This window comes from Lutispora saccharofermentans (assembly GCF_024363565.1).
Lineage (GTDB): Bacteria > Bacillota > Clostridia > Lutisporales > Lutisporaceae > Lutispora > Lutispora saccharofermentans.
This window is the reverse complement of the sequence record NZ_JAJEKE010000001.1, coordinates 159810-183936: the sequence shown is the minus strand read 5'-3', so window position 1 is coordinate 183936 and position 24127 is coordinate 159810. Positions and strand designations below refer to the sequence as shown.

At 38.1% G+C, this 24127-nt stretch carries 26 protein-coding genes; all 26 read left to right on the top strand.

All coding sequences use genetic code 11. The features are described 5' to 3' along the window. Positions 1-5: 5 nt before the first annotated feature. The 26 genes from murA to plsY all read left to right on the top strand — a co-directional run bounded on the left by murA (position 6) and on the right by plsY (position 24113). Entirely contained in the window at positions 6-1265 is a 1260-nt protein-coding gene (gene murA, locus LJD61_RS00990) for a UDP-N-acetylglucosamine 1-carboxyvinyltransferase (RefSeq protein ID WP_255225629.1), read from the top strand. 54 nt (positions 1266-1319) lie between these two features. After that, complete coding sequence (locus tag LJD61_RS00985) at positions 1320-2030, top strand: cell division protein FtsQ/DivIB (RefSeq protein WP_255225628.1); 711 nt, start codon at positions 1320-1322, stop codon at positions 2028-2030. 15 nt (positions 2031-2045) lie between these two features. Next, on the top strand, positions 2046-2762 hold the full coding sequence (locus LJD61_RS00980) for a DUF881 domain-containing protein (RefSeq protein WP_255225627.1): 717 nt from the start codon (positions 2046-2048) through the stop codon (positions 2760-2762). Position 2763: 1 nt separating this feature from the next. Continuing rightward, positions 2764-3492, top strand: a complete 729-nt coding sequence (locus tag LJD61_RS00975; RefSeq protein WP_255225626.1) for a DUF881 domain-containing protein — start codon at positions 2764-2766, stop codon at positions 3490-3492. After that, positions 3489-3836 carry a small basic family protein gene (locus LJD61_RS00970; RefSeq protein WP_303740617.1) on the top strand — a complete coding sequence of 116 codons (348 nt, stop codon included), beginning with the start codon at positions 3489-3491 and terminating at the stop codon, positions 3834-3836. Before LJD61_RS00975 ends, LJD61_RS00970 begins: the two co-directional genes overlap by 4 nt. A 152-nt stretch (positions 3837-3988) precedes the next feature. Then, complete coding sequence (ftsZ, locus tag LJD61_RS00965) at positions 3989-5068, top strand: cell division protein FtsZ (RefSeq protein ID WP_255225625.1); 1080 nt, start codon at positions 3989-3991, stop codon at positions 5066-5068. A gap of 114 nt (positions 5069-5182) precedes the next feature. After that, the gene (locus LJD61_RS00960) at positions 5183-5740 is read left to right on the top strand and encodes an N-acetylmuramoyl-L-alanine amidase family protein (RefSeq protein ID WP_255225624.1); all 558 of its coding nucleotides are present in this window, start codon (positions 5183-5185) and stop codon (positions 5738-5740) included. Between the two features lie 152 nt (positions 5741-5892). Beyond that, positions 5893-6819, top strand: a complete 927-nt coding sequence (spoIIGA, locus tag LJD61_RS00955) for a sigma-E processing peptidase SpoIIGA (RefSeq protein WP_255225623.1) — start codon at positions 5893-5895, stop codon at positions 6817-6819. Further along, a complete protein-coding gene (gene sigE, locus LJD61_RS00950) occupies positions 6797-7546 on the top strand; it encodes an RNA polymerase sporulation sigma factor SigE (protein ID WP_255225622.1) in 750 nt (249 codons plus the stop codon). The genes spoIIGA and sigE overlap by 23 nt, the downstream gene beginning before the upstream one ends. A 124-nt stretch (positions 7547-7670) precedes the next feature. Beyond that, positions 7671-8444, top strand: coding sequence for an RNA polymerase sporulation sigma factor SigG (gene sigG, locus LJD61_RS00945; RefSeq protein WP_255225999.1), 774 nt, complete (start codon positions 7671-7673; stop codon positions 8442-8444). A 114-nt stretch (positions 8445-8558) separates the two neighbouring features. Further along, entirely contained in the window at positions 8559-8795 is a 237-nt protein-coding gene (locus LJD61_RS00940; RefSeq protein ID WP_255225621.1) for a YlmC/YmxH family sporulation protein, read from the top strand. Between the two features lie 227 nt (positions 8796-9022). Continuing rightward, complete coding sequence (gene nrdR, locus LJD61_RS00935; RefSeq protein WP_255225620.1) at positions 9023-9478, top strand: transcriptional regulator NrdR; 456 nt, start codon at positions 9023-9025, stop codon at positions 9476-9478. Between the two features lie 9 nt (positions 9479-9487). Beyond that, positions 9488-11509 (top strand): anaerobic ribonucleoside-triphosphate reductase, encoded by a 2022-nt coding sequence (gene nrdD, locus LJD61_RS00930; protein ID WP_255225619.1) that lies wholly within the window; start codon positions 9488-9490, stop codon positions 11507-11509. Positions 11510-11513: 4 nt separating this feature from the next. After that, entirely contained in the window at positions 11514-12017 is a 504-nt protein-coding gene (gene nrdG, locus LJD61_RS00925; protein WP_255225618.1) for an anaerobic ribonucleoside-triphosphate reductase activating protein, read from the top strand. Positions 12018-12446: 429 nt separating this feature from the next. Next, positions 12447-13097 carry a serine O-acetyltransferase EpsC gene (gene epsC / locus LJD61_RS00920; protein WP_255225617.1) on the top strand — a complete coding sequence of 217 codons (651 nt, stop codon included), beginning with the start codon at positions 12447-12449 and terminating at the stop codon, positions 13095-13097. Positions 13098-13167: 70 nt separating this feature from the next. After that, positions 13168-13968 (top strand): peptidoglycan editing factor PgeF, encoded by an 801-nt coding sequence (pgeF, locus tag LJD61_RS00915; protein ID WP_255225616.1) that lies wholly within the window; start codon positions 13168-13170, stop codon positions 13966-13968. 12 nt (positions 13969-13980) lie between these two features. Beyond that, entirely contained in the window at positions 13981-14697 is a 717-nt protein-coding gene (locus tag LJD61_RS00910; protein WP_255225998.1) for a response regulator, read from the top strand. Further along, the gene (gene pnpS, locus LJD61_RS00905; protein WP_255225615.1) at positions 14697-16469 is read left to right on the top strand and encodes a two-component system histidine kinase PnpS; all 1773 of its coding nucleotides are present in this window, start codon (positions 14697-14699) and stop codon (positions 16467-16469) included. Before LJD61_RS00910 ends, pnpS begins: the two co-directional genes overlap by 1 nt. Positions 16470-16576: 107 nt before the next feature. Beyond that, positions 16577-17461 carry a phosphate ABC transporter substrate-binding protein gene (locus LJD61_RS00900; protein WP_408614666.1) on the top strand — a complete coding sequence of 295 codons (885 nt, stop codon included), beginning with the start codon at positions 16577-16579 and terminating at the stop codon, positions 17459-17461. A 120-nt stretch (positions 17462-17581) separates the two neighbouring features. Then, the gene (pstC, locus tag LJD61_RS00895) at positions 17582-18430 is read left to right on the top strand and encodes a phosphate ABC transporter permease subunit PstC (RefSeq protein ID WP_255225613.1); all 849 of its coding nucleotides are present in this window, start codon (positions 17582-17584) and stop codon (positions 18428-18430) included. 10 nt (positions 18431-18440) lie between these two features. After that, positions 18441-19286 (top strand): phosphate ABC transporter permease PstA, encoded by an 846-nt coding sequence (pstA, locus tag LJD61_RS00890; RefSeq protein WP_255225997.1) that lies wholly within the window; start codon positions 18441-18443, stop codon positions 19284-19286. A 6-nt stretch (positions 19287-19292) separates the two neighbouring features. Further along, a complete protein-coding gene (pstB, locus tag LJD61_RS00885) occupies positions 19293-20045 on the top strand; it encodes a phosphate ABC transporter ATP-binding protein PstB (protein WP_255225612.1) in 753 nt (250 codons plus the stop codon). Positions 20046-20067: 22 nt separating this feature from the next. Continuing rightward, positions 20068-20724, top strand: coding sequence for a phosphate signaling complex protein PhoU (phoU, locus tag LJD61_RS00880; RefSeq protein ID WP_255225611.1), 657 nt, complete (start codon positions 20068-20070; stop codon positions 20722-20724). A gap of 127 nt (positions 20725-20851) precedes the next feature. Further along, positions 20852-22171 (top strand): DUF512 domain-containing protein, encoded by a 1320-nt coding sequence (locus LJD61_RS00875; RefSeq protein ID WP_255225610.1) that lies wholly within the window; start codon positions 20852-20854, stop codon positions 22169-22171. Between the two features lie 15 nt (positions 22172-22186). Next, positions 22187-23506, top strand: coding sequence for a ribosome biogenesis GTPase Der (der, locus tag LJD61_RS00870; RefSeq protein WP_255225609.1), 1320 nt, complete (start codon positions 22187-22189; stop codon positions 23504-23506). A 13-nt stretch (positions 23507-23519) separates the two neighbouring features. After that, entirely contained in the window at positions 23520-24113 is a 594-nt protein-coding gene (gene plsY / locus LJD61_RS00865; protein ID WP_255225608.1) for a glycerol-3-phosphate 1-O-acyltransferase PlsY, read from the top strand. Positions 24114-24127 lie beyond the last annotated feature (14 nt).

Here is a 24127-nt window from a genome sequence, read left to right as displayed (position 1 = left end):
GAGCAGTGGGCAAATATATCATAAACGGTGGCAATAGGCTTGAGGGAGAAGTAAAGATTGAAGGCTCAAAGAATGCTGTGCTGCCGATTTTAGCAGCATCTATAATAAATGGCGGAGAATCAATAATTCATAATGTTCCTTATCTGAAGGATGTTAATACCTTGTTTAATGTTTTAAATACAATTGGATGCAGCTGTTCTTTCGAGGGGAGCACGATGATAGTAAACTCTTCAGGCGACTTGAATATTAATATTCCTGAAAAGCCTGTAAGAGAGATGCGATCTTCAATAATACTTATGGGTGCTATGCTGGGGAGATTTAAAAGGGTAAAAATTAGTTTCCCGGGCGGATGCGAAATCGGCTTGAGACCTATCGATCTGCATCTTGCAGGATTGAAATTGCTAGGCGCAAAAATAGTGGAATCCCATGGATATATCTTATGTGAGTGTGATAGGTTATATGGGAATGAAATCCATCTGGATTACCCTAGTGTAGGTGCAACGGAGAATATTATGCTGGCTGCCGTTTCGGCAGAAGGGGTAACAATAATACAAAATGCTGCACGTGAACCTGAAATAGCCGACCTGCAGGAATTTTTGAACAAGATGGGTGCAAAAATTACAGGAGGAGGAAGCAGCACCATAAGAATACAAGGTGTTAGAGAATTCCAAAACGTGGAGCATACTGTCATACCTGACAGAATAGTAGCGGGAACCTATATGGTTGCAGCAGCTATTACCGGTGGCAAAGTTGTTATAAGGGACATTATACCTGAACACATAAAACCCATAATATCGAAGCTTGGCGAAAGCGGCTGCAAGATATACCGATATGATCAGTCTATAGGTATAAGCTGCAGCAAAAGACCCAATGCTGTGGAATTTGTGAAAACTATGCCCTATCCGGGATTCCCGACAGATATGCAGGCACAGATGATGGCACTTATGTGCACGGCAAAAGGTACCAGTATTTTTATTGAAACAATATTTGAAAATAGATATAAGCATGCAGAGGAACTTATAAAAATGGGTGCTGATATAAAAATCGAAGGCAGAGCTGCCATAGTCAAAGGAGTTAATGACCTCATGGGAGCCCATGTAGTCTCCCGTGATTTGCGCGGGGGAGCTGCATTGGTTTTGGCAGGACTTGCGGCTGAAGGAACTACAATTGTTGATAATGTAGATATTCATATAGATAGAGGATATGACAGCTTGGATATGAAGCTTAGAAGTCTTGGTGCAGATATTACGAAAGATGAAAATTGATTGCAGCCTAGCTGCAAGAAATTTATATGTAGTACAAGCCTTAGGGGTGAAAGCATGAAATCTTGGTTTAAATTTTTTGTTTTGGTTCTGATAATAGCTGCACTTATTTCGTTTTTATTGGTATCAGATTTATTTAATATAAAAAATATTTATGTTACAGGGAATAAGACTTTGCAAAAAGATGATATAATCAGAATATCTAATATACAGTACAATCAAAACATATTTAAATTAAACAGAAAAAAAATCATCAGAGGGATGTTTGAAAATCCCAAAATTAAAGCAGTGAGGATAAAGAGAGTATTGCCTTCCAGCATAGCTTTGGATATCATTGAAAGGGAAGGGGTAGCCCTTATACCTTACCTAGGTTCATTTATTAATATTGACGAAGAGAGCACAATAATAGAAGTAGTGGGTTTGGAGACGGATTTAAACCTCCCTAAAGTTTCAGGCATTACATTTGGTGATTTCAAGATAGGAGAAAAACTGAAAATCGAGAATCAGGATCAAATGGATACAATGATGAATATTTTGAAATATTTAAAAAATGTAGGAATGACTGAAATAATTGCAACAATAGACATGTCAGATGCATCTAATATTGTAATTATAACAAGAAATAATATACGTGTTCTTTTGGGAAATAATAAGCTGGATTATAAAATAAGCGTGGCTAAGACCATTGTAGAGGATCTTACTGAGGATAACGAAATAGGAATAGTTGATATGAGGCATGAGGGAAATCCAATTTTTAAGAGAGATTAGCCAGGAGGTTTATCGATGAAAAACATAAAAATGCAGCTAGCTATAGGAGTTGTCTGCTTGGTATTAGGAATAATGGTTGCTGTACAATTCAAGACTGTGAAAAACAATGTGGGCCCTGTAACTGAATATAGGGCCAGGGAATTAGCATCACAATTAAAAAGAGTCACAACAGAGAAGGATAATTTGGCGGCCTTAAAAAATGAATTAGAAAAAAAATTAAGAGATTATGAAAATGCTGAAGCAGAAGGGAATAGTGCTGCTAAGTTTTTGAGCGAGGAGCTGAATAAAGCCAGGATAATTGCGGGTCTTGTGGATGTAGAAGGACCCGGCATTACTATGCTCGTAGATGACTTAAAGTTCACCGAGCATTATAATTATAATATTATTGATTATACGGATTTGCTGGAGCTTGTCAATGAGCTTAATGCAGCAGGTGCTGAAGCTATATCAATAAATGGGCAGAGAGTGATATCCACTACGGAGATCAGACAAGCAGGACTCCATATTAATATAAATACTGTCAAATTTGCGCCTCCTTTTACATTTAAAGCCATAGGCGATCCTAAGACTTTAGAAGCTGCTTTGAGAATGAGGGATGGTATTATTCAGAGGATCGAGGGCAAGGGGATAGCAATATCTATAACTCAGGAGCAATCAATTATTGTAAAAAAATATGATGGCGTAATCGAGAAAAAGTTTTCCAAAGTAGTAAAAGAAGGAGAAACCCGTTAATATGAAAAGAGGACTATCCAATTACTATTTGCTTGCGGCAGCAGTTATTTTAGGCTTTTTTCTAACCATCCAGCTTAAATCAAATATACCTTCACAAGGAATAATTACCATTCCCAAGCTGCTTGCAATGGAAAAAGATGTCAGCAATGTGGAGATTGAAATAAATAACCTTAAGAAGTCCGTTAATGAGCTGGGGATGAAGCTGGGGGAATATGAGGCCAGTTTAAATGAAAGCGGCAGCATATATGACTCCATGTTGGACGAATGGAGCAAAATGAGAAATTATGCCGGATTGGAAAAGGTAGAAGGGCCCGGCATTATCATTACTTTGAACGACAGCAGTGAAAACCTTGGGGATACGGATGATCCATCATTATATATTATTCACGACATCGATGTATTAGAAGTGGTGAATGAACTTAGAGCTGCAGGTGCTGAAGCTATTTCAATCAATGGTGAGAGAGTATTGGGAACCTCAGATATTGAATGTGGAGGACCGATAATTATGATAGATGGCAACAGGCATGCTACTCCCTTTATAATAAAAGCGATTGGAGATCCAAAAGCTCTTGAAGCTTCAGTTCTGGCTCCAGACAGCTATGTTGATTTTATGGAGTATACCGGAATCCAAGTTGGAGTGGAAAAAGCAGAAAAGATTGTAATGGATGGATATAAGTCTGGCTTAAAGTTGAAATATCAGAAAAGCATAAAAGAAGGTGAAAAGAAATGATAGTTCCATTATTAGGTTTATTATTAGGAGTTTTGCTTGGCTTGCTGTCTCCGGTCACGATACCTATACAATATTCAACCTATATGTCCATAGCAATACTGGCAGCTTTGGACTCAGTGTTTGGAGGTATAAGATCCAGTTTGGAAAATACCTTTGATATTGAAATATTTATTTCGGGTTTTTTTGCCAATGCTATTTTAGCCGCTATATTGGCTTATATTGGAGATCAACTGGGGGTTCCCATATATTATGCGGCAATATTCGCCTTTGGTGTCAGGCTGTTCCAAAATTTTGCCATAATAAGAAGATATATATTGGCTAAAATGAAAAAAAATAGCAAATAAAAATTTTATAAAAATAAAGGAAATTGGATATTTGCGTTGAACAATATATAAGGAAAACCAACAAAAAAATGTAAGAAAGGCTTCTATTGAAGCGATTTGAGATCAATAGGTATTATTTTTATGAATAACGGATGTAATAGGGAGGTCGTAATGTGCTCGAGTTTGATGTTGAAGCTAATTCGGTTGCTCGTATAAAGGTTGTAGGCGTAGGTGGCGCCGGGAATAATGCTGTTAATAGAATGATTGCTGCAGGGCTTAAGGGTATAGAATTTTTTTCTGTTAATACAGATAAGCAAGCACTATGTATGGCCCAAGCGCAGAACAAAATTCAGATTGGGGAGAAGCTGACAAAAGGCTTAGGCGCTGGTGCCAATCCAGAGATAGGAAAAAAGGCTGCAGAAGAAAATTATGAGGAAATAAAGGCGGCCTTAGATGGCGCGGATATGATTTTCGTTACAGCAGGCATGGGCGGAGGTACAGGGACAGGGGCTGCCCCTATTGTGGCAAAAGTTTCTAAGGAGCTAGGTATACTGACTGTGGGGGTTGTAACTAAACCCTTTGGATTTGAAGGCAAAGTGAGAAAACTGCAAGCTGAAAAAGGGCTGCTGGAGTTAAAAGAGCATGTAGATACGCTGGTTACGATACCTAATGATAGATTGCTGCAAATTGTTGATAAAAAGGCATCAATAATGGACGCTTTCAGGATTGCAGATGATGTGCTGAGACAGGGCGTGCAGGGGATATCGGATCTGATAGCCGTTCCGGGGCTTGTTAATCTTGACTTCGCAGACGTAAAGACGATAATGGCTGACAAGGGACTCGCCCATATGGGCATAGGCAAGTCCAACGGTGAAAACAGAAGTGCCGAGGCTGTTAAACAGGCTATACATAGTCCTCTTCTTGAAACCTCTATTGAGGGTGCGAAGAGTGTGCTCTTAAATATAACAGGAGGTGCGGACTTAGGTATTTTTGAAGTGAACGAAGCTGCGGAGCTGGTCTTCCAATCCGCAGACCCGGATGCAAATATTATTTTTGGGGCAGTAATAGATGAAAATTTGAAAGATGAAATAAGAATAACTGTTATTGCAACCGGTTTTGATGAAGTTGAGCCAAGAAATTTTTCAGCCGTTGAAGAAGAGATTGAAGTTAATAAAAAAACCGATCCGCAGAAATCTAATTATAAAAATGATGATATTGATATACCGCCTTTTTTAAGAAACAGGTATAAATAAGAAAACTGGATGAGCTCCAGTTTTTTTTATGCTATTAATTGATAAATTGTGAGCATAAATAAGTCATATAAAAATATACATATATTATACATAATTTTTGAGTGGTGGTATTTTATGCAAAAAGTATATATTGATTGGGGCCATGGAATGGGGGATGAAATCTTCAGCAGTTACCCGATAGGAGAAAAAGTATTAAAAAAACTTGAGGCTATAGGCATTCAAGCTGAGATCAGGCCAGAGGATATGAATAAAATAAGCCTCGAGGAAAGGATAAGTAAAATCCGTGAATCCCGAGCTCAAATATTGATTTCCATAGATTCAAACTGGTCTGAGAACGCAAATCAAAAAGGTGTTGAAACATATTACAATACGGCAAGTAAGACAGGAGATTTACTCGCTAAAAAGGTTCAAAGAGAGTTGATCAAGGCTACAAATCTTTACAATAGAGGAATAATCGGATGTGATTCTAAAACCAACAATGAAATAACCACACTTTTAAAGGCTAACGAGATCTCTATAGTTTCTTTGATTGGCTTTTCTTCAAATCCCCATGAGAGATTACAAATTGAACAGGACAAATTTAAAGAGCTTATTTCTGATGGCATCTTAAAGGGTATAAGCAGATATTTAAATATTAACGGTGCTCTTAGCTCAAAAGGTATTTTTATGTAGATTTATAAAATGTACTTTTTTATTTCGACTACCAAAAATGACAAATATTTTTCTCACATATTTCTATAATTATTATAGCGGCCAAATAATATATACTGCTGATATGAACTCCACCTAAATTAAGAATACTGTTAATAAAGGTTTGTGGGAATATGATCCAATATGTATATGGCGATGTAATATTTGTGGAAAACTTAGTGATGAACTGCATAATACTGTTTAGCACAGCTAAGCTAACCAGGAGCCGGTATAAGAAGTTGAATATTTTTTTGGCTTCTATAATAGGGTCTGTTTATTCTGTTTTCTACTATTTCCCCGGCTATGAATATCTTTACACCTGGTTTTTAAAGCTTATATTCTCATTATTTATAATCGCTTTGGCTTTCAATCCATATAACTTAAAAGAATTCGGAAGAGCAGTAGCAGTATTTTATATTGTCTCGCTGATATTTGGCGGAGCAGCCTTTGGTGTTTTTTATTTCATCAATGGAATTAAGTTTTCATACCAGGGTATATTTTATATGGAGAGCTTTCCGGTTAAGCTTCTCTTTGCTTCTATTTTATCGGCATATATAATAATAAAATTTTCCTGGGGTTATATAGTCTCGAAGATCCGGCGTGAAAAAATATTAATGGATGTTTCCGTACTTCAAGAAAACAAGAGAATTTATTTAGTAGCATTAGTGGACACCGGCAATTCACTTACTGACCCTATAACAAATTTACCCGTATTGATAGCAGAATACGAAATTGTAAAAGAGCTTTTACCGGCAGAAATTCAAAGGATTTTTGAAGAAAACAAAGATAATAATTTAAATGTAATAGCATCGGTCTTATCAAAATCTGAATGGATGACAAAATTCAGATTTATACCATTTAAATCCTTAGGCAATGAGAATGGTATGCTGATCGGATTTAAGCCGGATGCTATTAACATTGAAGATAAAAACACAAAAAAAAATATCAAGGATATTATTATTGCAATATATAATAAAAAATTATCCAAAGATGGTGAATATAACGCTTTACTGCATCCAGACATATTAAGCTATTATAATGGGGGGAAAAACAGTGCATAAAATATTTAGATTATTAGCCCTTCAACTTATACTATTGATTATAAGAATAAAGCAGCATATTAAGCCCACTGATGAAGGCTGGATCCACTACATAGGAGGTAATGAAGCGCTGCCTCCTCCGCTGGATATTGATGATGAAATAATTTGGATATCAAGGCTTAACGAAGCAGGAAGCAATGCCAGAGCAGTGCTGATAGAAAGAAATTTGCGTCTGGTAGTTTACATAGCAAGAAAATTTGAGAATACAGGCGTCGGTGTGGAGGATCTAGTTTCAATCGGAACCATAGGACTGATCAAAGCGGTAAACACCTTCGACCCGGATAAAAAAATCAAACTGGCAACATATGCATCGCGCTGCATCGAAAATGAAATATTAATGTATCTGCGACGAAATAGTAAAGTTAAATCAGAAATTTCATTTGATGAACCCTTGAATATTGATTGGGATGGAAATGAGTTGCTGCTTTCGGATATATTAGGCACTGATAATGATTTGATATACAGATATCTGGAAGACGAGACGGATAAGGAATTATTGGATTTGGCTTTGAGGAAATTAAATGAAAGAGAAAAAAGGATAATGGAATTAAGGTTTGGCTTAAATGATGGCGTAGAGAAAACTCAAAAAGAAGTGGCAGATATGCTGGGAATTTCTCAATCCTATATTTCCAGACTGGAAAAAAGAATAATAAAGAGGCTGAAAAAAGAGATCAATAAAATGATATAAAGCTTTCGCAATCCAGATGGAAATCTGGATTTTTTTTTGGTGATCAATGAAGGCATTTATGTGAATAAAAATGATAGCTATGGTAATAATTTAAATGTCAACTATAAATAAAGGGTGTGCCTGAATTATGATTAATAAGGTTGAAATATGTGGTGTGAATACTTCAAAGCTTCCGGTTCTGTCAAATGCTAAAATGATGGAACTTCTAAAGAAAATACGTCAAGGTGACATGGAATCCAGAGAAGAATTTATAAAATGCAACCTGCGGTTAGTTTTAAGCGTGATACAAAGATTCAATAACCGTGGAGAGTATGTGGATGATCTGTTTCAGGTTGGTTGTATTGGCTTAATCAAGGCTATAGATAATTTTGATTTAGAACAAAATGTCAGATTTTCTACTTATGCAGTTCCGATGATAATAGGCGAGATCAGAAGATATTTGAGGGATAATAATTCTATAAGAGTGAGCAGATCTTTGAGAGATATAGCCTATAAAGCTCTGCAGGTAAGAGATAAGTTGATCAATAAGCATTCAAAGGAACCTACAGTATCGGAGATAGCTAAGGAGCTTAACTTGCCGGTAGAGGAGGTTGTATTTGCATTAGATGCTATACAAGACCCTTTATCGTTATTTGAACCCATATATCATGATAATGGTGATGCCATTTATGTTATGGATCAAGTAGCCGATGATAAGAATAAAGATGACAATTGGGTGCAAAGCATAGCTCTAAGTGAAGCCATGAGACGGTTGAACGACAGGGAGAAGCTGATATTGAATTTAAGATTCTTTCAAGGCAGGACCCAGATGGAAGTAGCAGAAGAAATAGGGATTTCTCAAGCTCAAGTATCCCGCTTAGAAAAAACTGCCCTAAGCCATATGAGAAAATATATCTGAGAAGGCTGCCAAATGGCAGCTTTTTTATGATCTCATTAATATAGTTACGGGTTCTATTTCTAATACATGTCTTATATATTTATATAAGACATGTATTAGAAATGGGGGATTACGATGTTTAAGGCGTCGGAACTAAGGCAAAAGGAGATTATAAACATATCAGACGGTAAAAGGCTGGGCTTTGTATCAGATGTGGAAATAAACATGGAAACGGGTATCATAGAAGCAATAATAATACCGTCGGAAGGCAAATTATTTCGCGTATTATCAAAGGACAATGATATTTTAATACCATGGACGGAAATTAAGAAAATAGGGCTGGATGTGATATTGATAGATAAAAATCCGTAGCAGAATATGCATAACAGCGTAAGAACAAGTAAAAAAAAGAAGGATGGGATAATTTCACCAAATTAAGCTAAAATCGCAGTTAATAGCCATATAATGTATAGTATAATATTCTATATACTATATATTGTTTAAATGAGCTTTAAGTACTACGATAATAAGCGCTTTTTCATCTTTTTTTTACAGCATTTTTAGCTTATTATGAATAAAATGCGTGAGGAGGAATTTCTGTGAAATGTCCCTATTGCGGTTGCAATGAAAGCAAGGTTGTTGATTCAAGGCCTGCAGATGAATATACAGTAATAAGGCGAAGAAGAGAATGTGAAAGCTGTTCAAAAAGATTTACAACCTATGAAAAGGTTGAAGAGATGCCTTTGGTAATTGTAAAAAGAGATGATCGCCGCGAACTCTATCAGAGAAACAAAATTGTAAATGGAATCTTGAAGGCTTGTGAAAAGAGACCGGTTTCTGTTAAAGATATTGAAGATATGGCAGATAACATTGAAAAAGAGCTGTACAATATGATGGAGAAGGAAATTAACAGCAAGAAGATAGGAGAGATGGTCATGGTCAGATTGAGAAAGCTGGATGATGTTGCCTATGTTCGTTTTGCTTCGGTGTATAAACAATTCAAAGATATCAATACATTTTTAGAGGAGCTCAATAAACTAATGAACGAAGGGTAGGTTGGGATTTTGCTTAAAAAAATAAAAAAGAGAGATGGAAGAATAACAGATTTCACAAAAGAGAAGATTGCGAGTGCTATATTTAAAGCCGCCAGAGCAGTAGGCGGGGAGGATTATGAAACTGCTGAGAGCATAACAGAGAAGGTTATATCCTATTTGATAAAATATAACACTGATGAAGTTCCTGATGTTGAAACGATTCAGGATGCCGTAGAAAAAGTTCTTATAGAAAATGGACATGCAAAGACTGCAAAGGCATATATATTGCATAGATCAAAGAGAACCAGGATGAGAGAAGCAAAAAGTGAATTGATGGATATAGTAAAAGATATTTTAGTTGAAACCAGCAGGGAAAATGCAAATGTAGGCAATTCACCATCCGCTAAGATGCTTCAAATAGCCTCTGCTGCCAGCAAGCAATATTATTTGAACAATGTAATTCCCGAGGAAATGAGCAGAGCTCACATAAATTGTGAGATACATATTCATGATCTTGATTATTATGGCAAAACCTTAAATTGCCTCCAGATAGATTTAACAAAGCTTCTTTTAGAAGGCTTCAATACGGGATATGGCTATATAAGACCTCCTAAAAGAATATCAACTGCTGCAGCACAAGCTGCGATTATACTGCAAAGCAATCAGAATGATATGTTCGGAGGCCAGAGCTTTCCCCATTTTGACAAGACCATGGGTGAGATAATCAGAAAGCTATGTCCTCAAACAAGTGAAGAAGAGGTATATCAAGCGATGGAGGGCTTGGTTTACAATCTGAACACCATGCATAGCAGAGCAGGTGCGCAGGTGCCTTTCAGCAGCATCAACCTCGGAACTGATATTACACCTGAAGGGAGAATGGTGATCGGAGCTATCTTAACTGCTTTTGACAAAGGCCTTGGCAAAGGAGAAAGCCCCATATTTCCGAATCTCGTTTTCCGCTTAAAAAGAGGAATCAATTTTCAGCCAGGTGACCCAAATTATGATATGTTCCAGAGAGCCATGGCGGTAGCTTCAAAAAGGATGAACCCTACATTCAGCTTCATGGATTCGTCTTTCAATAGAAAATATGGAGATGAAGTAGCCTATATGGGCTGCCGCACAAGAGTTATAAGTAATAGGCACGGCGAGGAAATCTCTTCCGGCAGAGGAAATATTACACCGGTTACTATAAACCTGCCTAGGCTGGCTATTAAAAATAAAGAAGTTGATAGCTTTTTTAATCAGTTGGACAAGCTTATGGAGCTTTGCAAGGAACAACTCCTTCATAGATTCAATACTATTGCGGCGTTAAAAGTCAAGGATCTTCCGTTTCTTATGGGGCAAAAGCTTTATATGGGTTCTGAGAATTTGAAGGATGAGGATTCCATCAGGGATGCAATAAAAAATGGAAGTCTGGCTATAGGCTTTTTAGGCTTGGCGGAGGCTTTGATCGCTTTGACGGGAAAGCATCATGGAGAATCGGACGAAGCAATGGATTTAGGATATAGAATTATTGAAAGGATAAAAGAAAGAACAGATTATTATTCGGATAAATATGACCTGAATTTTGTATGCTATGCGACACCTGCCGAAGGTTTAAGCGGAAGATTCACCAATAAGGATAGAGAGGAGTTCGGTGAAATTCCCGGTATAACCGATAAAAAATATTATACAAATTCATATCATATCCCTGTCGGTTACGATATAAGTATTTTTGAAAAAATACGCCGGGAGGCTCCTTTTCACAAGTTGTGCAATGCAGGGCATATTTCATACATAGAGCTTCAATCATCACCAAATGGCAATAGAGAAGCCTTTGAAAAAATACTTAATCACATGGCTGACTGCGATATGGGATATGCAGGAATTAATTTCCCTATAGACGAGTGCAAAAACTGCGGATATTCAGGAATTATTGAAAAGGATTGCCCAAGCTGCGGCAGTATTGAAATTAGAAGGATTAGGCGAATAACAGGTTACCTGTCTACCATTGACAGATTTAATGATGCCAAAAAATCCGAGCTCTTAGACAGAAGAACGCATTGGAGATGATCGCATGTTTATTAAGGTAGCGGGCCTGGAGAAGGAAAGTATAGTTGACGGAAAAGGCATACGGTATGTTATCTTTGCCCAGGGCTGCCCCCATAAATGCAAAGGCTGCCATAATCCAATAACTCACTCCTTTGATGGTGGAAGTATTTATGAAGTTGATGAGCTTGTCAAAGATATACAAAGCAATGCTTATATTGACGGGATAACCTGTTCCGGGGGAGAATGCTTTGAACAGGCAGAAGCTTTTGCATTTATAGCAGAGAAAACAAAGGCCATGGGTAAGGATGTATGGGCATATTCAGGCTATGAATATGACTATATCATCTCACATAAGGAAGAAAAGCCTTTCTGGAAAGAACTGCTGGGAAATGTTGACGTATTGGTTGACGGACCATATATTGAAGAAAAGAAGGACTTATCACTATGTTTTAGAGGCTCATCGAACCAAAGAATAATTGATATAAAAGAAAGCCTGACAGAGGGAAAAATTGTTTTGATGAATCTTTAAATTCTATATTGACAAAAAAATATAAGGCACTTATAATTAAATCATACTATAACACTCGGAATTAAATATTTAAAAGCTATGATTGGAAAGTGTAGGTATTTAGTTGCTTTTAAAGAGAGAGATTGTCAAGGCTGCGAGCAATCTTAAAAGCATTTGCCGAAAGTGCCTCCAGGAGCTTTAGGCCGAAATTTATTAGGCTGTTACGGATGCATCCGTTATAAGTGCTTGGGTATGATGGTACCTATGAAGTATTTTAAGAGTGGAACCGCAGAATAAAACTGCCTCTTAGTAGGAATATATTCCTATTAAGAGGCTTTTCTGATGTGCAGAAAGATTTGTTTTTTTAATATACCATTGACTTAAAAGCCTGTACCATCAGTGCATGGGCTTCAAATGATCCCCTACAATAAATATTAGAGGAGAGGTATAATGTTTAAAAATTTTAATGAAGACATTTCGGCTGTAATGGAGAGAGATCCTGCCGTAAAAAGCAAATTGGAAGCCCTGTTATGCTATCCGGGGCTGCACGCAATAATTTTTTATAGGATCAGTCATTTTTTCTATAAGAAAGGCGCCTTTTTGACAGCAAGGCTCATATCACAAATAGGGCGATTTTTTACAGGCGTAGAGATTCATCCCGGGGCAGTCATCGGCAAAAGACTTTTTATTGACCATGGAATGGGCATAGTAATCGGGGAGACAACCGAAATCGGAGATGATGTCACTCTATACCAAGGAGTGACACTTGGCGGAACCGGCAAAGATAAAGGGAAAAGACATCCTACAATCCACAATAATGTTACTATCGGCTCAGGAGCAAAAATATTAGGGCCAATAACCGTAGGCAAAAATGCCAAAATAGGTGCCGGAGCTGTGGTTCTAAGATGTGTTCCCCCAAATACAACAGCGGTTGGAGTCCCTGCTCATACTACCAAAAAGGATAATGAACTGCTAAGAATAGATCTGAACCATACAGATTTGCCGGATCCGGTAGAGGCAAGGATTAAGGAGTTGGAGGAAAGAATAAAAAGCCTGGAAGAAACATTAAGATTTTCGGATGATTTGAAAGAAACTTGTTGATTATTGATGACGAAAAAGGCTAATATATTATTGAACGATAATATTTGCATGTTGGAGTGAATAATATAATATGGCTTTTAAAGTTAACAAGATTGGAACATTAATATACCTTACTATCCCTGCCTTTACAGATACAGGGATAGTAAGGCATTGTTTTACTACGAGACAGGGCGGAGCAAGTGAAGGCCTGTATGCATCCCTGAACACATCTCCATATAAGGATGAGCCTGCAGAAATAACTAATAAAAACCTGGACATTATATGCAGTGCTATTGGCATAGACTCTAAGAAGCTTGTTATGACAAAGCAAACACACGGCGATAATGTGAGGGTTGTAAATGAAGATTCTATACGAAATAACACTGTCAATGGCTATGATGCTCTAATAACAAATCTGCCCAATATTCCTCTTATGACCTTTTATGCAGATTGCGTACCAATATTTCTTCTTGACCCTGTCAATAAAGCGATAGGACTGGTTCATTCGGGCTGGAGGGGTACAACTCTCCACATTGCGGAGAGGACCCTGGAAAAAATGAAAGCTTATTATGGAACGAAGCCGGAGAATTGCCTTGCAGCTATTGGGCCTTCTATCGGAAAAGATTGCTTTGAAATAGGCGAAGATACTGCAGAAATATTTAAGCAAAGCTTTGAAGACTATGACAGCATTGTTTTTCCCAAGAAAAATGGCAAATATTTAGCTGACTTGTGGAGTGCAAATATGCAGATGCTCATAAAGACAGGTGTGAAGAAGGAGTTCATCACCGAAAGCAAGATGTGCACTAAATGCAATAGCAATTTATTCTACTCTTACAGGAGAGATAACGGACAGAGCGGGAGTCTCTCAGCCATTATGGAGCTTAATTATTAAAGGAGTGAATTTATCAGCATGAAGGTATTGATTATTGAAGACGATTACAATATACAGGAGCTGCTGAGATATAATCTTGAAAACAGCGGGTATGAGGTTATTGTTGCGGGGGATGGCAACGAGGGCTTTCAAAAGGTGCTGGATAATATGCCGGATGTCATTTTACTTGATGTAATGATACCTGGTGCTGACGGTTTGGAAGTTTGCAAGATGATAAGGGCTAATGAAAAAGTAAAGAAGATACCAATACTTATGGTCACTGCTAAAAGCGAGGAATTGGATAAAATTTTAGGCTTAGAGCTGGGAGCTGACGATTATATAACTAAGCCCTTCAGCATCAAAGAAATTATTGCCCGTATAAGAGCCATTATGAGAAGACTTAATGAAAGCAAGGATTCTTCGGAGGGAAAAACGGAGAAAAGCAAGATCAGATTTGGAGAGCTGGAAATTGACGAAGAAAAATACGAGGTAAAAAATAATGGTAAAAAGGTAACCCTTACATTAAAGGAATTTGAATTGCTGAAGATATTGGCGGAAAACCCCGGAAGGGTGATGACAAGAGATTATCTGCTTGATGCTGTATGGGGTTATGAATATGGCGGAGAGACGAGAACGGTAGATGTCCATATAAGGCATTTGAGGCGGAAGCTTTGGGGAGATGAAGGGGAAGGAATGATAAAGACTATAAGAGGCGTAGGATATAAATTTGATGAGCCGGGTGATCTATGATGCAAAAAAAGATCTTTCTCAATCTGTATTATGTGCTCTTGATCGGTATTGTCATCAGCGGCTTACTATCATATACCACCATTGAATCTACATACAATAAAGGTGTCGAAGACAAACTTATATCCAATGCCTATCTGACTGCCGAGATCATTGCCCAAAGATTGAATGAACACGGCTATGATAATATTAATGATTATATAAAAAAAATAAAGACTTCTGATGAAATAAGGATCACATTGATTGATACAGAGGGTACTGTATTGGCAGATACATATGAGGATCCGTCTAAGATGGAAAATCATAGAGAACGTTCTGAAGTCAAAAAAGCAATAAATGGGCTAAGCGCTCTTGAAAAAAGATATAGCTCTACCATAAAGGCTAATTACTTATATTATGCTTTACCGGTGAAAAGTGGTATAGAGAATAGCTATATTGTCAGATTGTCAATGCCGTTAAAGGATATTGAAGCGATCAAAAAGAGGTACTTGTCAAATCTGCTGATAGCTTTTGGGTTTGGATTGGCAATAGCTTTGATCATCGGATACAATACTTCAAAGAGAATAACCAAGCCTTTATCCCAGATCACACAAATGTCTGAGGAAATATCTAAGGGGAAATTTGATTTGAAGCTGGCAGTTGAAGGAAAAGACGAGATAGCAAAGCTGGCAGGCTCAATAAACAATATGGCAGAGCAGCTTCAATACTATATTAATGGATTGAACAGAAGAAATGAGGAAATGGAAGCCATACTTGGCAGCGTAATAAATGGAATAATAGCCATAGATAATAACCAAAGGATACTCTTTATAAATAAATATGCAAAAAAATTGCTGAATATTGAGGACGAGGATCTGAAAGGCCAGTATCTCATCTATGCATTGCGAAATCATCAGATCAACCAGTATCTAAAAAATTCAATTGAAAATAAGAAATTTGAAGAAACTGAAGTGATGTTAAGCTATCCCCAGGAAAGAAATATAAAGCTGTATACTAACCCTATCATGGGGCATGAAGGGACGAATACCATCGGCATAATAATAACCTTGCAGGATGTGACTCAGATAAGAAAGCTGGAAAGAATAAAGAGTGAATTTGTTGCAAATGTATCCCATGAGCTGAAGACCCCGCTGACTTCTATAAAGGGTTTTATAGAAACCCTTAAAGAAGGCGCTGTAAAGGATGAAAACACAGCTCTTAAGTTCTTAAATATTATTGATTATGAAGCAGAGAGGCTTACCAATTTAATTACCGATATACTTGTGCTTTCCGAACTGGAAAACAAAAAAGAAAAAACCGCTCAAGAGAAATTTAGTATAGAGACATCAATAGATGAGGTTATTATGATCTTTAAGTCTCAAGCAGAAAAAAAGAATATAAAAATTGAGAAAAATATAGAAGAAGATATAGGCTTTTTATTTGGGCCCAGAGATAAATTTAAGCAGATGATAATAAATCTTATCGATAATGCAATAAAATATTCCGGTGAAAACAGCAAAGTGATGATTGAAGCGCTGGTTGAAGATGAGCGAAAAGTCATCTCAATACAGGATTTTGGAATAGGGATTCCCGAGGGAAGCATACCAAGGATTTTTGAACGCTTCTACAGGGTAGATAAAGCCAGATCAAAGGCAATATACGGAGGCACGGGATTAGGACTTTCAATCGTAAAACATATTGCCATCAGTTTTGGCGCAGAGATTTCAGTAGAGAGCCAGCCTGGAAAAGGCACTAAATTTAAAATAAAATTTCCGCTGGTTAGAAAAGAGTCTTGATGACGAACATCAAGGCTTTTTTATATATTTAACATGGATTTAACAATACCTTTATAGTGGTTTAACATAGCTCTATTATCATCTAATTGTAATAAAGAAGAGGAGGAATAAAATTGAAAAAAATAAACATTAAAGGAATCCTAAGCTTAGTACTTGTGACTGGAGTAATATTGGCCGGATGCTCCGGACAACCTGCTCAAAATGAACCAACTCCGGAACAGCCTAAGGAACCGGAAAAACAAAGCATCGTAATCAACGGTTCTACCTCAGTTCAACCTTTAGCTGAAGAACTTTCAAATGCATTTAAATCTAAAAACCCCAATGCAACTATCGATATACAAGGCGGCGGCTCAGGTGTAGGGATCAAATCGGCTGAGGATGGCGTGGTTGATATCGGAATGTCATCCAGAGATTTAAAGCCTGAAGAAAAATCCTTGAAAGAATTTAAAATTGCCATTGACGGCATCGCGGTTATAGTACACCCTGAAAATGGTGTAAAGGATTTGACCGTTGAGCAGTTGAGGAAAATATATACAGGACAAATAACAAACTGGAAGGAAGTCGGAGGAAAAGACGCTAAAATCACAGTTGTGACCAGAGAAGAAGGCTCAGGAACCAGAGGAGCATTTATAGAACTGGTAAAGTTGGAAGTGACTGAAGGGGACAAGAAAGTAGATAAAACTTTAGCCTCAGCAATAACCCAAGGTTCTACAGGTGCTGTTATGATCACTGTAGCAGGTGATGCCAATGCAATAGGCTTTGCTTCCTTCGGAAGCGCTAAAGACAAAACTGATATAAAGCTTATAAACATTGACGGAGCTGAATGCAGTGAGGAAAACATAGCCACAGGAACTTATAAAATATCAAGACCTTTCTTGATGCTTACCAAGGATGAGCCGACAGGACTTGCAAAAGCTTTCCTTGACTTCATATTGAGTGCGGAAGGGCAGGAAATTGTCGCTGAAAATAATTATTTGAAAGCTGTTAAATAGTTGATATATTATCAAGAAACTTAGCATAGCTAAGACTCCTGCTTAATTCTGGGCAGGAGTCTTAGTCATGATTGTTTATCAAGAGAGCAACTCATATTTTTAAAGAAGGGAAAGAGCCTGATGAGAACTAGTGAGAGAATTATAGAAAAACTACTCCTTATCTGTGCCGGTATAGCAGTATTGGGAGTAGCTCTTATAGCCGCATTTATTTTTGCAGAGGGCTGGCCTGTTATCAATAAAACCGGAATTATGAACTTCCTTTGGGGCAAGGTATGGGCGCCCACAAGAGGAGTATATGGTATTTTCCCAATGATACTTGGCTCCATCTATGTTACATTAGGTGCTTTGATCATTGGAGTGCCCATTGGAATAGGCTGCGCTGTTTATCTGGCTGAAATCGCATCACCCAAGCTTTCAGAAATCATAAAACCAGGTATTGAACTTCTGGCGGGAATACCTTCTGTCATATATGGCCTGTACGGGATGACCGTTATAGTGCCTATGATAAGGAAAGTCTTTAATAATCAGGGCTTCAGCATTTTAGCGGGGAGCATAATCCTGGCCATAATGATTCTGCCTACAATAATCAATATATCCAAGGACTCCATAGAAGCAGTGCCCGAGGAATACAAGGAAGGCTCTCTGGCCCTGGGGTCATCACATTGGCAGGCCATTATAAGAGTGATACTTCCGTCAGCGCGATCAGGCATACTATCCGCAGTGATATTGGGTATGGGCAGAGCCATAGGAGAGACCATGGCGGTGATCATGATAACAGGCAACAGCACATTTATCCCTGAGAGCATTTTATCAACCGCAAGGACTTTGACGGGAAATATCGGGATAGAAATGGGTTATGCCAACGGAGAGCATCAGAAGGCATTATTTGCAACAGGCATAGTTCTATTTGTATTTATTATGATTTTAAACCTTATGGCCAATCTCATACCTAAGAAGGTGGGTGAATAATTTGGATGCGATGAATAATATAAATAGTTCCAGAAATAAAGAAAAAATTGCTTTTGCACTGCTGTGGGGATTTTCTGTGATGACGATAATCATTCTGGTGCTTATTTTAGCTAATATAATAATAAATGGAATTTCCCATCTCAGCTTGGGCTTCTTGCTTGAGGAGCCTAGAAAAATGGGCAAGGCCGGGGGCATATTTTCAGTAATTGTTTCTACCTTTTACATTGTTGCTTTATCTACAGTTTTTGCTGCTCCCCTGGGTGTTGGTGCTTCTGTGTATTTGACCGAATATGCCAAGGAAGGGATTATGCTGAAGATCATCAGATTCGGAACCGAATCTTTGGCAGGAATTCCGTCGATTATATATGGTTTATTTGGCTATTCATTCTTTGTAGTTTATCTGAATCTGAAATATTCGATATTATCAGGCGCCTTGACGCTTACCTTGATGATACTGCCCACAATAGTAAGGACTTCGGAAGAAGCAATAAAGGCAGTGCCTAAATCCTATAGAGAAGGAAGCCTGGCATTAGGGGCTACAAAGCTTCAAACAATAAGAAAAATAATAATTCCAACGGCTATGCCGGGCATATTGACAGGCTTGATACTGGGCGTGGGAAGGGTTATAGGCGAAAGCGCTGCTGTAATATATACGGCAGGGAGTTCATTGGGTATTCCGCATTCTATTTTTAGGCCAGGGAGGACCTTGTCGGTTCACCTGTATACTTTGGCTTCTGAGGGTTTATCCAGGGAAAACACTTATGCAACAGCGGTAGTGCTGATAATTCTGGTGTTTATAATAAATTTTGTTGCGAACAGATTGATAAAAAATATTTTCATAGCTAAAAGGAGATAAGATTTTATGTCGACTATAAAAATAAAGGTAGAAGACACCAATTTATATTATGGAGATCATCAAGCTTTGAAGGATATAAACATAGATATTTATGAAAAAGCCGTTACGGCTTTGATCGGTCCTTCAGGCTGCGGTAAATCGACTTTTCTTAGATGCCTCAACAGGATGAATGATCTTATCCCAAATGTGAGGAGGAATGGGAAAATAGAGATAGCCGGAACAAATGTGGATAAGTATGATGTTATCCTGCTCAGAAAGAAGGTTGGCATGGTGTTTCAAAAGCCTAATCCATTTCCAATTTCCATATATGAAAATGTAGCCTATGGCCCAAGAATACACGGAGTTAAAAGCAAGGCTGTTCTGGATGATATAGTGGAGAAAAGCTTGAAGGAAGCTGCTCTATGGGATGAAGTAAAGGACAGGCTGAAGAATAATGCCATCGGCCTATCCGGCGGACAGCAGCAGAGGCTGTGCATAGCAAGGACAATGGCTGTAGAGCCGGAGGTTTTGCTTATGGACGAACCCACTTCGGCTTTGGATCCGGCATCAACCATGAAAATAGAAGACTTGATGGAAGATTTGAAAAAGCAATATACGGTCATTATAGTCACCCATAATATGCAGCAGGCAGGAAGGATATCGGATTACACAGCTTTTTTTCTAAATGGAGAAATTATTGAATATGATAAAACAGAGAATATATTTTACAAACCCATAGATAAGAGAACAGAGGACTATATAACAGGAAGATTCGGCTAAAATTGAATAGGAGGGTATGATGATGACAAGGAATTATTTTGATAATGAATTGCAGGAACTTAAGCTGGACCTTATAAGGATGAGCAGTATAGTTGAAGACGCACTATCAAATTCCATCAATGCCTTAAAAAGGCAGGACACGGATTTGGCAGAAAAAGTTATTGAGTCAGATGATATCGTAGATAAAATGGAGATAGCAATTGAAGACAAATGCTTGAAGCTGATCGCATTGCAGCAACCCATTGCAAAAGATTTAAGAATAATAGCCACTGCGCTAAAGATAATAACTGATTTAGAAAGAATCGCGGATCATGCGGTAGATATAGCCAAAATAACAAAACGGCTGTCAAAGGAAAAATATATAAAGGAACTCATCGATATACCCAGGATGGCTTATATAGTTACAGGCATGGTAAAGGACAGCATAGATGCCTATGTTAAGCAGGATATAGAAAAGGCCAAAGAGGTATCAAAAAGAGATGATGAGGTGGATGGGCTACATGCCCAGATATTCAGAGAACTGCTCCTGCTTATGATGGAAGATCCGAAGAAAATAAATCAAAGCACCTATTTCTTATTTATAAGCCAGTATATAGAGCGAATTGCAGATCATGTCACAAACATATGCGAGTGGACCATATACGGGGTCACAGGCGAGCATATTGATTTAAATGAATAAGAAACCCATAAAGACAGGTTTGTTATATAGCACAAGCCTGTTTTTTTATTGGCTAAAATTATGTTGTGCTTAATCCTGCCAATGGTTATAATATATAAATAGTATGGAAAGGCAGGAGGATAAATTTATGTCATACTGCAAAGTAACCATCCAAGAGGTTTTAGAAGGAAGTATTGCAGATGAGCTTGAAATAGAAAAGGGCGATAAGCTATTGAGCATAAACGGCGAAGCAGTGGGAGATATTTTAGAGTATAAATATCTCATAAGCGATGAAGTTCTGGTTTTGGAGATAGAAAAGCCTGACGGGGAGATATGGGAGCTTGAGATAGAAAAGGAATATGATGAAGATTTGGGCTTGCTGTTTGGGGGAATTATAGATGAGCCTAAATCCTGTCACAATAAGTGCATTTTTTGTTTTATTGACCAGCTTCCAAAGGGCATGAGAAAAACTTTATATTTCAAGGATGATGATACAAGATTGTCTTTTTTACAGGGCAACTTCCTGAGCTTGACTAATATAAAGGATAAGGATATTGAAAAGATAATTAGGTTCAGAATAAGCCCCATAAATATTTCGGTTCATACAACAGATATGGAACTCAGAAAGAGGATGCTGAATAATAAAAATGCAGATAAGCTTTTAGAATATATGAGAAGGCTAAAAGAAGGCCATATAGAGATGAAGGGCCAGGTGGTCCTATGCCCGGAAATAAACGATGGCTGCCAATTGAAGAAAACCATAGCAGACTTATATGAATTTTATCCGGAATTAAACTGCGTTGCTGTTGTGCCTGTGGGCTTAACACGATATAGAGATGGGCTTTTTCCGCTAAAGGAATATAATGAACATACAGCCCGGGAGGTAATAGATCAAGTAGAAGCTCTCCAAGAGCAGTACATGGATAAGATAGGTACCAGATTTGTTTTTCTTTCCGATGAATTCTACATAATAGCAGGAAGGAAAACTCAAGCCTATGAGAATTATGAAGAATTCTCTCAAATCGAGAATGGTGTAGGAATAATAGCCATGTTCAATCATGAGATTGCAAGCTCTCTGGATAGAATAGAAAACAATGCAGCCATGCCGGCAAGGGGAACCATACTCACCGGAGAATATGCCATGCCTATACTTGAGGAAGCTTGCCGGAAGATAATGTATAAGCTTCCCAGATTTAAGCTTGATGTCATTGCTATAAGGAATGAGTTTTTCGGACCGTCTGTAAAAGTGTCAGGCCTCATAACCGGGGGAGATATAATATCTCAGCTTGAAGGTAAAAATATTTCCGAAAGTGTTTTTATACCTGATAATATGCTGCGAAGCGGAGAAACAGTTTTTTTAGATGATATAACAGTAAAAGATATTGAAGAAAGATTAGGCATTAAAATCATAATATGTGAGCAAGACGGAAGCGATTTAGTTTCTAATATAGTAGAATACTGCAAATGAAATGGAGGTTTTTTTATGTCAAAACCGGTTGTGGCTATTGTAGGCAGGCCTAATGTTGGCAAATCAACGCTTTTTAATAAAATTTCCGGAAAACGCATATCGATAGTTGAAGATATACCCGGTGTTACAAGAGATAGGATATATGCAGAGGCGGAATGGACCGGCAGAACTTTTTCTCTGATAGATACCGGAGGGATCGAGCCTTTTTCTCAGGATATAATAATGCTGCAGATGAAGAGGCAAGCAGAGGTAGCCATAGAAACTGCGAATGTCATAGTTTTTGTTGTAGATGGACAGGAAGGAATTACTTCTACTGATCAAGAGGTTGCAAATATGCTGAGAAAAACCAGCAAGAAGGTCGTCTTAGCTTGCAACAAGATTGATTCACCAAAATACATGAACAATATCTATGAATTTTATAATTTGGGTTTGGGAGAGCCGATAGGTATATCCGCAGGTCAGGCATTGGGGCTGGGAGATTTGCTTGACGAAGTAGTCAGCGGCTTTCCAAAAGCAGATGAGGAGGAATATGATGATCTTACGATCAAGGTAGCCTTAGTAGGCAGGCCTAATGTGGGAAAATCCTCCATCATTAATAGAATACTTGGAGAGGACCGAGTCATAGTAAGTAATATCCCGGGTACTACAAGAGATGCCATTGACACGCCTTTCGAAGCAGGGGGTCAGAAATATGTGCTGATAGACACCGCAGGAATGAGAAAAAAAGGGAAAATAAACGAAGCAATAGAAAGATACAGCGTAATAAGATCATTAACAGCAATAGAGCGATCGGATGTTTCCATATTGGTGATCGATGGAGATGCAGGTGTCACAGAGCAGGACAGCAAAATAGCAGGATATATGCATGAGCAAGGAAGAGGGGCAATAATTGTAGTCAATAAATGGGATATAGTAGAAAAAGACGATAAAACCATGAATAAATACAAGGAGGATATAATGAAAGCACTCCCTTTCATGAGCTATGCCCCCATAATGTTTGTATCCGCGCTGACTGGTCAGAGGGTTTCTAGGATACTTGAAATGGTTGACATTGTTTCAAACCAGCATGCTTTGAGGGTTCAGACCGGCTTGCTCAACGATGTGATAAGCGAAGCAGTGCTGATGAATCAGCCTGCAGTATCCGGCGGAAGGAGACTGAATATTCTTTATGGCACTCAAGTTTCAGTGAAGCCTCCTACCTTTGCTATATTCGTTAATGATCCCGAGCTTATGCATTTTTCCTATGAAAGGTATCTTGAAAATCAAATACGAAAATCTTTTGGATTTCGGGGGACTCCCTTTAGATTTTTGATAAGAGGCAAAGATAAAGAATAGGGGGTATGTGAAAATGACTATAATTACCATAAGCATAATATCCTATTTTCTTGGCAATATTTCTGCATCCTATCTGATCGCAAAATATAAAGGCGGCATCGATATAAGAAAACACGGGAGCGGAAATGCAGGGGCAACAAATGTATTACGGACCTTAGGCGCTAAAGCCGGTTTGCTTGCTTTTGCAGGGGATGCGCTGAAAGGCGTGTTTGCAGTAGTATTAGGAAAGTTGATTGGCCACGATGACGGGCAGATTGCGGCGGGCATATTTGTTGTAATAGGGCATAACTGGCCAATGCTTCTGGGCTTCAAGGGTGGGAAGGGAATTGCCACCACAATCGGAGTCATGATCGCTATAAATCCTTATATTGTTGCAGCTATTGTTCCTATAGGATTAATAATAATATTTATTACAAAGTATGTATCATTGGCTTCTATTATAGGAATGGGCATCTTCCCTATAACCATGCTCATGACTAAGCAGCCGGGTAAGCTGGTATTATTCAGCTTTTTGCTTTCTGCCATGGCCATATACAGGCATAAGTCGAATTTAAGCAAGTTGATTGCTGGAACAGAAGCGAAAATTGGAGATAAAGTTGAGAGATAGTAGGAGGCGATGGA

Excerpts from the sequence above, each read along its gene's own strand:
- LJD61_RS00985 (WP_255225628.1), top strand. The coding sequence starts at position 1,320 with ATGAAATCTTGGTTTAAATTTTTTGTTTTGGTTCTGATAATAGCTGCA.
- LJD61_RS00980 (WP_255225627.1), top strand. The coding sequence starts at position 2,046 with ATGAAAAACATAAAAATGCAGCTAGCTATAGGAGTTGTCTGCTTGGTA.
- LJD61_RS00975 (WP_255225626.1), top strand. The coding sequence starts at position 2,764 with ATGAAAAGAGGACTATCCAATTACTATTTGCTTGCGGCAGCAGTTATT.
- LJD61_RS00970 (WP_303740617.1), top strand. The coding sequence starts at position 3,489 with ATGATAGTTCCATTATTAGGTTTATTATTAGGAGTTTTGCTTGGCTTG.
- LJD61_RS00960 (WP_255225624.1), top strand. The coding sequence starts at position 5,183 with ATGCAAAAAGTATATATTGATTGGGGCCATGGAATGGGGGATGAAATC.
- spoIIGA (WP_255225623.1), top strand. The coding sequence starts at position 5,893 with ATGATCCAATATGTATATGGCGATGTAATATTTGTGGAAAACTTAGTG.
- sigE (WP_255225622.1), top strand. The coding sequence starts at position 6,797 with ATGGGGGGAAAAACAGTGCATAAAATATTTAGATTATTAGCCCTTCAA.
- LJD61_RS00940 (WP_255225621.1), top strand. The coding sequence starts at position 8,559 with ATGTTTAAGGCGTCGGAACTAAGGCAAAAGGAGATTATAAACATATCA.
- nrdG (WP_255225618.1), top strand. The coding sequence starts at position 11,514 with ATGTTTATTAAGGTAGCGGGCCTGGAGAAGGAAAGTATAGTTGACGGA.
- epsC (WP_255225617.1), top strand. The coding sequence starts at position 12,447 with ATGTTTAAAAATTTTAATGAAGACATTTCGGCTGTAATGGAGAGAGAT.
- pgeF (WP_255225616.1), top strand. The coding sequence starts at position 13,168 with ATGGCTTTTAAAGTTAACAAGATTGGAACATTAATATACCTTACTATC.
- pnpS (WP_255225615.1), top strand. The coding sequence starts at position 14,697 with ATGCAAAAAAAGATCTTTCTCAATCTGTATTATGTGCTCTTGATCGGT.
- pstC (WP_255225613.1), top strand. The coding sequence starts at position 17,582 with ATGAGAACTAGTGAGAGAATTATAGAAAAACTACTCCTTATCTGTGCC.
- pstA (WP_255225997.1), top strand. The coding sequence starts at position 18,441 with ATGAATAATATAAATAGTTCCAGAAATAAAGAAAAAATTGCTTTTGCA.
- pstB (WP_255225612.1), top strand. The coding sequence starts at position 19,293 with ATGTCGACTATAAAAATAAAGGTAGAAGACACCAATTTATATTATGGA.
- phoU (WP_255225611.1), top strand. The coding sequence starts at position 20,068 with ATGACAAGGAATTATTTTGATAATGAATTGCAGGAACTTAAGCTGGAC.
- LJD61_RS00875 (WP_255225610.1), top strand. The coding sequence starts at position 20,852 with ATGTCATACTGCAAAGTAACCATCCAAGAGGTTTTAGAAGGAAGTATT.
- der (WP_255225609.1), top strand. The coding sequence starts at position 22,187 with ATGTCAAAACCGGTTGTGGCTATTGTAGGCAGGCCTAATGTTGGCAAA.
- plsY (WP_255225608.1), top strand. The coding sequence starts at position 23,520 with ATGACTATAATTACCATAAGCATAATATCCTATTTTCTTGGCAATATT.